We start from the raw sequence: 714 nt of genomic DNA on the forward strand, positions 1-714 counted from the left end.
CCGCTGAGATCGCCTGGCGGGTCAGCGCGATCATCCCCTGGCTGCACGACCGCCAGCCGGGATCGAGCGCCCCCTGGGGGGTGCGGGAGCGTGCGGTCCTGGTTCCGGTGGACTCCTTCCAGGCAGTCACCAACCTGATGGCGACCGCAGCGGTGGACATGAGCGCGGAGGACCTTCTGGCGTACGCTCGGCGCAACGTTCGGGTCCGTGAGCTGATCGCCCAGGAACAGAACAATGACCATGAGGCTGTGAAATCGCTGGCTGAGGCTCGCGCTTACCTGGCCGCACTGGAGGCCTGATCAAGCGCCTCCATCCTCTCGGCGGGACGCCGAAGCCATCGTCCCTCTGTAGTGGATGAAGGCAGAGAAATCCTCATCACCCTTCGAGGGGTACCACGGCCCGCCCCACTCTCAGGGCTGGGCCGCCCACCACCACCCCCGAGGAGGGGACATGATCTACACGTTCGCCACCCTCGACCCTCGCCCCACCGACTCGGCCCGCACGGCCAACGACGCCCTCCTCGCCAAGGAGGTGCTCGGGGTGGAGGTCACCGTCCCGGTCCTGGCCGACCGGTGCACGGCGGGCAACCTGGACCCACAGCACCTGGGCGGAGACGCGGCCACAGCGGCGATCGAGGCGGCCCTGACGTGGCCGCTGCCTCCCGCCCACACCACCCTGGCCACCGTCCGCCCGGACGCCGACAGTGTCGGCGCC

At 69.7% G+C, this 714-nt stretch carries 2 protein-coding genes; both read left to right on the forward strand.

The annotated features are described in order from the left end of the window. Positions 1-299, forward strand: a 299-nt coding sequence (locus ACFOYY_RS42445) for a hypothetical protein (protein WP_386197196.1), incomplete at its 5' end; no start/stop codon positions are given. Positions 300-450: 151 nt separating this feature from the next. Then, a partial coding sequence (locus tag ACFOYY_RS42450; protein ID WP_386197197.1) for a hypothetical protein occupies positions 451-714 on the forward strand: 264 nt, incomplete at its 3' end.

It is taken from the genome of Streptosporangium jomthongense (assembly GCF_042650425.1).
Taxonomy (GTDB): domain Bacteria; phylum Actinomycetota; class Actinomycetes; order Streptosporangiales; family Streptosporangiaceae; genus Streptosporangium.